The organism is Bacillus sp. ISL-77, assembly GCF_018613105.1.
Genome location: NZ_JAGGQY010000028.1, coordinates 1 through 8,738, shown reverse-complemented (window position 1 = coordinate 8,738; position 8,738 = coordinate 1). Strand labels below are relative to the sequence as shown.

At 38.2% G+C, this 8,738-nt stretch carries 12 protein-coding genes; 8 read left to right on the top strand and 4 right to left on the bottom strand.

From position 1 onward, the window contains the following. The first annotated feature begins 162 nt into the window (after nucleotides 1-162). Nucleotides 163-711 carry a DUF4352 domain-containing protein gene (locus J7E77_RS11220; RefSeq protein ID WP_251028048.1) on the top strand — a complete coding sequence of 183 codons (549 nt, stop codon included), beginning with the start codon at nucleotides 163-165 and terminating at the stop codon, nucleotides 709-711. Between the two features lie 291 nt (nucleotides 712-1,002). Here the strand turns inward: J7E77_RS11220 and J7E77_RS11215 are convergent, their stop codons facing one another. Then, nucleotides 1,003-1,203, bottom strand: a complete 201-nt coding sequence (locus J7E77_RS11215; RefSeq protein WP_214714339.1) for a hypothetical protein — start codon at nucleotides 1,201-1,203, stop codon at nucleotides 1,003-1,005. Nucleotides 1,204-1,709: 506 nt separating this feature from the next. Between J7E77_RS11215 and J7E77_RS11210 the strand changes: the two genes are divergently transcribed. The 3 genes from J7E77_RS11210 (at nucleotide 1,710) to J7E77_RS11200 (ending at nucleotide 3,539) form a co-directional block, all read left to right on the top strand. Then, nucleotides 1,710-2,195 (top strand): helix-turn-helix domain-containing protein, encoded by a 486-nt coding sequence (locus J7E77_RS11210; RefSeq protein ID WP_214714337.1) that lies wholly within the window; start codon nucleotides 1,710-1,712, stop codon nucleotides 2,193-2,195. A gap of 364 nt (nucleotides 2,196-2,559) precedes the next feature. Next, nucleotides 2,560-2,709 carry a hypothetical protein gene (locus tag J7E77_RS11205; protein ID WP_214714335.1) on the top strand — a complete coding sequence of 50 codons (150 nt, stop codon included), beginning with the start codon at nucleotides 2,560-2,562 and terminating at the stop codon, nucleotides 2,707-2,709. A gap of 281 nt (nucleotides 2,710-2,990) precedes the next feature. Next, nucleotides 2,991-3,539, top strand: coding sequence for a chlorite dismutase family protein (locus J7E77_RS11200; RefSeq protein ID WP_214714333.1), 549 nt, complete (start codon nucleotides 2,991-2,993; stop codon nucleotides 3,537-3,539). Nucleotides 3,540-3,765: 226 nt separating this feature from the next. On the opposite strand, the gene J7E77_RS11195 is transcribed toward J7E77_RS11200, so the two are convergent. The 3 genes from J7E77_RS11195 to J7E77_RS11185 form a co-directional block, all read right to left on the bottom strand. Then, complete coding sequence (locus J7E77_RS11195; protein ID WP_214714331.1) at nucleotides 3,766-4,458, bottom strand: hypothetical protein; 693 nt, start codon at nucleotides 4,456-4,458, stop codon at nucleotides 3,766-3,768. A 701-nt stretch (nucleotides 4,459-5,159) separates the two neighbouring features. Beyond that, entirely contained in the window at nucleotides 5,160-5,399 is a 240-nt protein-coding gene (locus J7E77_RS11190; RefSeq protein WP_214714329.1) for a hypothetical protein, read from the bottom strand. 123 nt (nucleotides 5,400-5,522) lie between these two features. Beyond that, nucleotides 5,523-6,125, bottom strand: coding sequence for a hypothetical protein (locus J7E77_RS11185; RefSeq protein ID WP_214714327.1), 603 nt, complete (start codon nucleotides 6,123-6,125; stop codon nucleotides 5,523-5,525). A 138-nt stretch (nucleotides 6,126-6,263) separates the two neighbouring features. Between J7E77_RS11185 and J7E77_RS11180 the strand changes: the two genes are divergently transcribed. The 4 genes from J7E77_RS11180 to J7E77_RS11165 all read left to right on the top strand — a co-directional run bounded on the left by J7E77_RS11180 (nucleotide 6,264) and on the right by J7E77_RS11165 (nucleotide 8,696). Further along, nucleotides 6,264-6,971, top strand: coding sequence for a hypothetical protein (locus tag J7E77_RS11180; protein ID WP_214714325.1), 708 nt, complete (start codon nucleotides 6,264-6,266; stop codon nucleotides 6,969-6,971). A gap of 55 nt (nucleotides 6,972-7,026) precedes the next feature. Next, nucleotides 7,027-7,284, top strand: coding sequence for a hypothetical protein (locus tag J7E77_RS11175; protein ID WP_214714323.1), 258 nt, complete (start codon nucleotides 7,027-7,029; stop codon nucleotides 7,282-7,284). Between the two features lie 366 nt (nucleotides 7,285-7,650). Next, on the top strand, nucleotides 7,651-7,932 hold the full coding sequence (locus J7E77_RS11170; RefSeq protein WP_214714321.1) for a helix-turn-helix domain-containing protein: 282 nt from the start codon (nucleotides 7,651-7,653) through the stop codon (nucleotides 7,930-7,932). A 50-nt stretch (nucleotides 7,933-7,982) separates the two neighbouring features. Beyond that, nucleotides 7,983-8,696: a hypothetical protein gene (locus J7E77_RS11165; protein ID WP_214714319.1), complete on the top strand. Its 714-nt coding sequence runs from the start codon at nucleotides 7,983-7,985 to the stop codon at nucleotides 8,694-8,696. The last annotated feature ends 42 nt before the right edge of the window (nucleotides 8,697-8,738 follow it).

The following is an 8,738-nucleotide window of genomic DNA, read 5'->3' as shown; positions in this document are numbered from 1 at the left end:
AGGTACTTTTTCAGTGGCCTCTAATAGTAATGGTATGGTTTTACTATATATAGATATCTAGGGGGAAAAGAAACAATGGCAAAATTAAAACCTTGTAAGACATGCGGGAAAGAAGTTGCAAAATCTGCTAAGAAATGTCCTCATTGCGGACAAAAATTGAAAATGGGCTTTTTCATGAAAGCTCTAATTGGAATTGCAGCATTGATAGTAATCAGTATTATCGCTAGTATGGGCGGAGGAGACGATAGCGCTAAACCAGCAAGTTCGACTCCATCTAGCAGCGCTCCAGAGAAGAAAGAAGCAGCTAAACCATTGAGTAACGAAGGTGTTTCTTCTGACGTAAAAATTAAAGTTAGTGGTTCAGAAACGAAGCAACAAGTGGGGAATGAATTCTCTAAAACAAAAGCACAAGGCATATTCAAAATTGTCTCTGTTGAAATTACCAATAATCAAAAAGATGCGATTACATTAGATACGAACTCTTTTAAATTAGTAGATAGCAAAGATCGTGAATTTACGTATTCTACTGATGGACAAACTGATTTAGGAATTGCAGAGGATAGTGTTGCAGACTTCTTCTTAAAACAGTTAAATCCTGGCTTAACGCAAAAAGGAAAAATCGTGTTTGACGTTCCTGCGGATGCAAAGGGGTTCAAGTTAAAGGCTACTGGCGGTATGACAGGGGAAGAAATTACACTAAAAGTTGATTAACGATTAAATAAATGGAAAGGATGGCGTTAATATGCCATCTTTTTTTGTGCATTTTAATAACATAATTTATAAGCATTATTTATGCGCATACCATTACGTAGCAAGTAAAACTGCTATACTACCACGTCATAACACCCAACCCTATTTTTACCTTTGCTTTTCCGTCGAGAAGCAGCGGTTATTTTTTTGTGTTCTTACGTTGAAAATTATTATTCAAGAACTACGAAATATAGAGCAGAGCTAAGGCTGCCGCCTTGTAAAAAGCAAAATACAAACGTAAAAAACCCTCGATTATTCATCGGGGGTTCGTTGTTTTTCTTGAAATTTCCGCAGTCTATACAGTGCCATTTCCTTCGCTGCTTCCTTCGTACGACCATAGCAATTGTAAACGCCCAGTTTGCCGTCACTCGCCATAGCCGAGTAACCATCATCGCCAGCATAAAATACTTGAACCTTTATGCGATTTTTTCTTCGGAAAAATAACATATTCAATCACCTCGCTTCCCTCATAAGGACTTCGATAATTTAAGCACAAGTACCTGCGGTTTATTACGACAGTTATGTGACAAGTGGCGTTTTAATTTGAGCAATCACACCAACAATGCGATAGGGTCAGCGCCTATTTACTAGTGGAGCGCTTAACTAATTTGCCGCAAGTGTTAGCGGTACTATAAATAGTTTATTTGCTTACTCTAAACTTTTAATATGAGTACTCTAATTTCTATAGTCACTTACTTGAGAGACTACCATTAAATAAGAATTACTTAATAAGAATTACTTAAATAAGAATTAAAGAATATTGTCGATTGCTAACGCAAACGAGCTAACGCAATAACTATCTATAAAGATAATGGATTAATGCGAATGAAGAGAGAAAGAAGTAATGATAAGAATTATAGACACACTCTAAAAATTTGAGTACCAAACAATAAAGTCTATTGCGCCTATATGTAGGTAGCAGCTTCGAAAGGCTGCGCAAACAAATAGGAGGTAATAACATGAAACAAAAAGTATTCGACAAGACAACGACAGAATGGGCGGCTTTTATCAAATATCCGTTAGACTTACTACAGTATCGCCACCACCCGAACTTTAAGAAGGGCGCAGAGACTTTATTTATGATGATTGCGCATTATTACAACTCAGAAAAAGGCTTCGCATATCCTAGTATGACGTTACTAGCAGCAGACTGCGCAACTACAGAAAGCACAGTAGACAAGCATATAAAGTCGTTAGAATCGCTAGGACTGCTTAAAGTAGTGCGCAGACCGAAAGGGAATTTATATGTACCTATGCAGCCGCTTAAAAGAGAGGACTTTTTTATACAGTACCCCGAAGCAAAAGAATCGTACGACAAGCGCTACAGGAAGGTAGAAGAGCGCAGGGAAATTCGAGAGGGTTACCTAGCCGAGATTAAGAGCCTACACCCAAACGATAGTACGCAAGTAGGCGAAGTAGTAGAAATAGAAGACCTAGAGTTTTAGTGCAGTTGGAGGACAACCAGAGCTATGGTGCAGCACACAAATTTACTGGATTTTAAAGTCTAAGAAGAACACGATCGAGGATTCCTAGACTATTGTGCAGATCAAGCAATAATAATATGCGAACAAATCTTTACTATTAAGGAAGTAGGGATAAGAGCTGTGAGGTAGCTGTAGCTGCCTTTTTTCATTATATTTGTACTAAAAAAGCGAGGGGGGAAGATCCATTAACACAGTTATTCAAGGAACGTCTACAGGTTATTAGAATACTTCAAGCATGAATAATTCATTTATTAACACTTTATGCACAGACACAGGCATAAAATTTAATTTAAAATTACTAAAAAAGATATTGGATGTGTTAATAATGGAGAGGATTCCTGTTATTTTTCAAGGAAAAGATTATATTATGATTTTTCAATACGCATCTGGCTACTGTGAGATTGTCGAAGAGGTAGAACTTAATTTTAAAATTAAACTAGTTCATTTTTCTGAGTTGAAGCAAAAAGGAGTATGACAGTCATTTAGACGGTTAATTTAGTAAACAAAATCTCAGATATAATTACCCAACAAAAGATTGTGAAGAAATATACTTAAAGTAACGTGGCAGTTTAGTACAAGAATCAATATTTAGATACTCTGTTACAAAGGATTACGATTCCTAATCATGGAAACTGACAACTGGTTACTTAAAATAATTGGTAGATATACTTACAACAGAATAGATGTGTTTTCCAGAGTATAGTAGTATGAATCTATATTATTAGGTTCTCATTTATTGAGGGAATGGAGTAGAAAATGTCAAAAATAGTTTCATTTGTTGGTGGAGTTCAAGGACCTTGGAAAGTTGTCCGAATTGAAAATGTAGTTGGAAAACCCTTGGAACCAGTTGAGAAACTCCAAATAGTTGATGGTTCTATAGAAAATCCTTCTTTCAACACAAATTGGATACTACGGGGTGTAACAAGCAACTTGCGTTATACCACAAGTCAAGAGAAAGAACATTTAAATAAGCATTCACCGACACTTGGTAGAAAAGAAGATACTTGTGCTGCATTGATACCAATAAAGAAATCAGTTGAATGGTGGGAGCTTGCACAGGATGAAAGACGTGAGATTTTGGAAGAACAGTCTCAACATATTAAAATAGGACTACGATACTTGCCTGCCATTGCACGAAGATTACACCACTCGCGTGACCTTGGTGAACCATTTGATTTTATCACTTGGTTTGAGTATTCTCCAGATTATTCTAGGGATTTCGAAGAGTTAGTATCAAGTCTTCGTACTACACTTGAGTGGAAGTATGTAGAGAGAGAAGTTGATATTAGATTGGCTTTAGACTAATTTTCCATAAGATAAACCAATAATCGTTTTTAAAAGTATAATTTAAAAATGATTTAAGATTAATTGTTTTTAAGTAAAGGGTGCGCTAGCAGAACAAGGCTATCGCTTTCTTCAACTAAAGGGTGCTAGAGCTCAAGAGGAATCGCTGCGGCGTTCCTTTTTTGTTATGGAGCTAACGAGCAGGATAGTTAAATAAAAACCTGTCTTTTCAGACAGGTTTTTACTTTTAATGAAGCCTACCATTACCGATACTATCATCAACAATGTCATTAAGTTTTTCAATCGCTTGTTCAACCATTTCATCAGCAATCATCACAACATCTGTATCATAATTTTCTTCTTTTGACACTTCGAATTGAAGTTTCTCAGCATAAGGTGCTGGTCTATTCATCATATGAGCCGACATAACTTCACAAAGAAGCTCGCGTCCTGTTTCGGCATTTAACTTTCCTGTACAAATATCGTGCATTACGTTAATGGCAGTAAAATTAGCCGCCTCCATATCACAGCGAGAAGATACCTCGCCCCTAGTCTTTTCAACGATTATACTACCGTCAAATTTCGCAAGTTCATTATACATTTCTTGGGGGACGTTGTAATTAATAACTTGCTCGATAACATCGGTATGGGGCTGTGGGAAATCGTGCGGGATTTCATCACGATAGACAATAGTCCGTTTCCACGGAACATTGTTGTACCAGATTAAACGGCTTGGGATTGCTTCATTTGGAGGACCATATTTTTCAATTGTAAGATTTGCTGATTTCTTTGACATAGCATTCCAATCATTAATAATCCTTTTAACCTTATCCATATCTTCAACAGTTTGAGTTACCTTTTCGGCTCCGCCAAAAGTGTGTACCTTTAAATCGCTTGCCATTGAGATAGCAGCAGTTTTCCATTTTTCTTTTTGTTCCATAAACTTTCACCTTTTCATTGTATTTTTATTTATTATTTGAAAAACGAATGTAAACCATGCAAGATAATAATTCATCAATACCTGTTCTTATTCAAGTAACGGGTGCTATAGTTTAATAACAGCAAGCAGGGTGCGCTTAAAAAGCGCTCTTTTGATTTGATAATAAACATTGGATAGTGTGCGCAACAAATCGAAGAAGTTTAGTTAGAAGCATGTAGAGTTGTCCCAAACAATTAGCTACGCACTTATTTACGTAACTTAATAGGAATTAGCGAAAGTACGATAATACGGGCGAAGAGACAGCAACGAGCGCTATAGCAGCGCTTCTTTTTTTATGAGCTTGCATAGGCGCACACATACGGCACAATACGGATATATACTACGGCATAGTGCTATACAGGTATACGGCTGCAAAGAAAACAGGCACATACTAGGGCTACAAGGGCGGCAGAGTTAGCTATCCTTGCACAAATTAATTCTATCTATCTTATCTATCGAAGGCAGCGAAAGAAGAGCAGCGAGCTTTTAATGCGTCTAACTGTCAGAAAGCTCGAACCCCAAGCCCCCCGACCTCCGCTGCCACAATACTTGCTAAGCAAGGCGCACCTCTTTCGTAGATCTCGCTAACGTTAATAGCTCGCTGTTAGTGCGCCTTGTCTTACGCTTACGTTTATCGTAGGCGCTTTTTTCGTTTAATTAGTCTACTTATCCCTGAAAAATATTGAAAACTCGTCGTTTACCGACTCTTTCTGATTATCTATCTTTGATAGCAAGTCACTTATCATCTTACGTAATTGGATTATGTTTGTAGCGAGATAACCGTCCATTTTCGCATCAGTAAGTTCATAAATACGTCCGTTTTCAAGGTCGCTAAGTTTGTTTCCAATTTCTTGTATCTCGTGACTATACCTTTTCCTTATACCAAGTGCATTTTCCGACATTTTTTCACCTCCTACAAATACTAATATTCTACGAAATATGTAAATCTCCCTCCAAACATAGTAGCGACGGAAACGCTACAACAGCCGTTTTCTTTTGTCGATAATAGAACCTGACGGGCTTTCTTAGAAGGGTTGTTTCGCATTATCTTTTATAACTAAACCAAAGCAAAGGTTTAACTCCCTGCGAGAATAATCATTGTAATGACTTGCAATGTATAATGAATACCCTTCTAATGCTTGTTTTTGTCTTAATTCTTCTACAACAGGCGTATGTTCTACGATGAACTCTAAAGTAGAATTTTCAGTTAGGTCAGAAAGGACACCATGTTGAACATATTGGCTTTTCTTTAAATCTAATCTTCTTAATAATTCTTTTCTTTGGGCTGGTGTTATTTTAATCCCCGAATAGTTTGCGGCTACTTTTCTTTCGTCTACCGTTTTTAACCAATGATTTTGGTAAAACCAAGACTGAATAAGTTTTTTCTTCTTTTCAACTATCCCCAAAATATCAACTTTGTTTCGTAAGTAGTCTTCTGCTATGTCAATTTTTTCTTGTAAAAATCTAACTTTTTCTTTTCTAATAATCTCGTTTTGTCTATTTTTTTCGGCGTATTCAGCGTGTATTTTTTCAATGTGCTGTTCCTTTGCTCTTTGCCTTACTCTTTGGTCGATTACTTTTGAAGCTTCTTTGTAAAAAATTTTTGCGAAGGCTTTTCCAAAGTTCATATCTATACCTCCTTTTAATTACTTTAAATCCATAATAATCCAAACGCTCTTTAGCAGGAAGAACTTTTTGTTGATATTTTTATTTTCCGCCAAATAATTGTGCGAAGAGCGCCCATCTTCTCGAAGGGGGTTAGACGCATGAAACAGTCTAGTCGATATATTAACGAAAAGGCAACTACTAAAACGAAATCAGAGACGAAACTAACGGGGCTTACACGACGATACAAGCAGCGCCCGTCTATGATAGATCACGTTCTACAAGTCGAGAAGTTATGGGAAAGATACGCATTAGCGCTAGACCCTACGGAGAAAGAGCAGCGCCTAGAGAAGCTATTAAAGCGGCTTAGCTTAGTACTAAAAGGCAAAGCGAAAGCAGCAGGCGCACAATTGAATAATAGCCGCCTTAGTGCCGCAGACTTCGAGAGTATTTTTTTCGAGGAAGCATGGAAGCTATGCGATAGCTACAATCATTACGGCGAGTTCTACTTCTACGAGACTTTCTTACTTGTACTAAAGCGCAGAAGTATCGACCTAATAAGGCAGCGCACCAAGACGAAGCAGGGCACATTTGAGCTAAAAGTCAGACAGCTAAAAGAAGAAGCTGCGGACTATTTACCCGACAAGCAGACCGACGTAGAAGGAAGGGCGCTCGATAGCATAGTAGTAACGCAGATATTAAACGACGCAGCATTAACAGAACAGGAGCGCCAACTACTTCGAGCTAAATATGAGAGTCCCGACGCTTCAAAAGCAGAGCTAGCACAGGCGGTAGGGCTTAAACATCATTACGAAGTTACGAGGATATTCGGAAGCATTAATAAAAAGTTGGCGTCCTACAATATATAGTAGCGTCTATAATCTATTGTTTATGGTAAAATATTGTAGTAAAGGGGGCTAAAATGTGAAGTACATTTTAATTTTTATTGCTTGTGGGATTATTAGCGCTTTTATTGCGAAAATTAAGAAACGCCCTATGGACGGGTGGGGTATTATTGGGTTGATTGGTGGACCAATTGCTCTATTAATACTACTGTGCATGCCTACATTAATAGAAACTAAGAAATGTCCAATGTGTGCAAATGAAATCAAAAAAGAAGCGCTAATTTGTCAATTTTGCCACCATAGTTTTCAGGAAAATATATCTGACTTAGGGAGCTGATTAGGCTTCTTTTTTTGTCAATTTAACTACATTATTTTATTAATTCTCTATTACGTACCCCTAAGAGCTTTTTTCCCGTTCTAATACGTTATTTTATTCGTTAGTTCAGATAGACTTCGCACACTTTTTACGAAAAAAGATTAATTATTTTTTAGAAGGTGACCGCAGCAAAGACGGCACGGGCTAGGCTATCTATGCGAAATAAACGATAAAAAAACGCCAACAAAACGAGCGTTAGTAGTACCTATATGTAGAGAAAGATCGTCACATTTCTAGTTGAATACGCCAAAGGGTAGCGCTCAAAAACGCTACTCTTTTTTATTTTGGGTATAGGCGACTAATAGACGATAAAAAGGGGGTAAGTATATGGACGGAAAAATCGTAAAGTACATTCGTAAGGCTCTAAACCTATCGCAGACAGAGCTAGGGGAACTAATCGGAGTATCGTATTTAACCGTATGGCGTTATGAACACGATAGGCAAGCAGCTCAGCCTAGAACGCTTCGACGCATGCAGAAGGTACTAGGCTATACCGAAGAAGACCTAGTAAGTATTGCGGAATTGTTAGACGACGAAGACAACAGACGCAGCCACGCACGATTAAAAACGAAGTTACAGCAGCAACTACAGCAGCAAGTAAACGTATAAGAACGAACTAATCAGCTACAATTAACCGACGAAGGGGACGAAGCCAATCTATGACAAACTATAACGAAAACATTCAGAAAGCTTACGAAATTAAAGGCAGCACATCTAAGTTTATTAACGAAGTAATACAGGAGTACCGCTTAGAAAAGGGGAAGATTACAGCCGATAGAAATCTATCCCAAGAGGGCAAGCGAGAAGCGACGGGGAAACTAAGCACTAAATACGAAGTAGGCTTTTTAGTCGAGATGAATAAAAGACGGGAAGAGTACGAGAGCTTATTACTAACTGGAAAGGACGCAGCGGAGCAGGTACTAACCGCAGCTTTGCCGCCAGTATCGGAGCAGCAGCAAAAGCTTTTTGATATGACCTTAAAAAGCGTAGAGGGAAAAGTAACCTTTGCGGTAGGAATTAATCAAGCTATGGGCGCACTGGAAGCGTTAGTAAAAGCAGCTAACGAGCCGCTACTCGCTGAGAAAGCGACAGAATCGTTCTTAAAGTTATCACAGTCTACGCTAGCACTTGCGGCAGATACCGATAAGGCAGTGATAAAGCAGCGTCTAGGCACTTTGTATAACCAATTAGACGGAAAAGCCCAAGTAGAAGGTTCACAGGAAGCGAGAGAAGCGCTAAGCACTATTAACGCTATGAAGGGCGCAAGCTTCGCTATTGGCTACGTACAGGACGTTATGAAAGAAGTTAGCAAAGACGCAGCAGAATATTTAAACACGCCTTCCGATTACTTATTTAAAATGGGGCTTAAATAAAGCAAGACAGGCGCAGGCTTTGAACTATAACCCGAATATTGG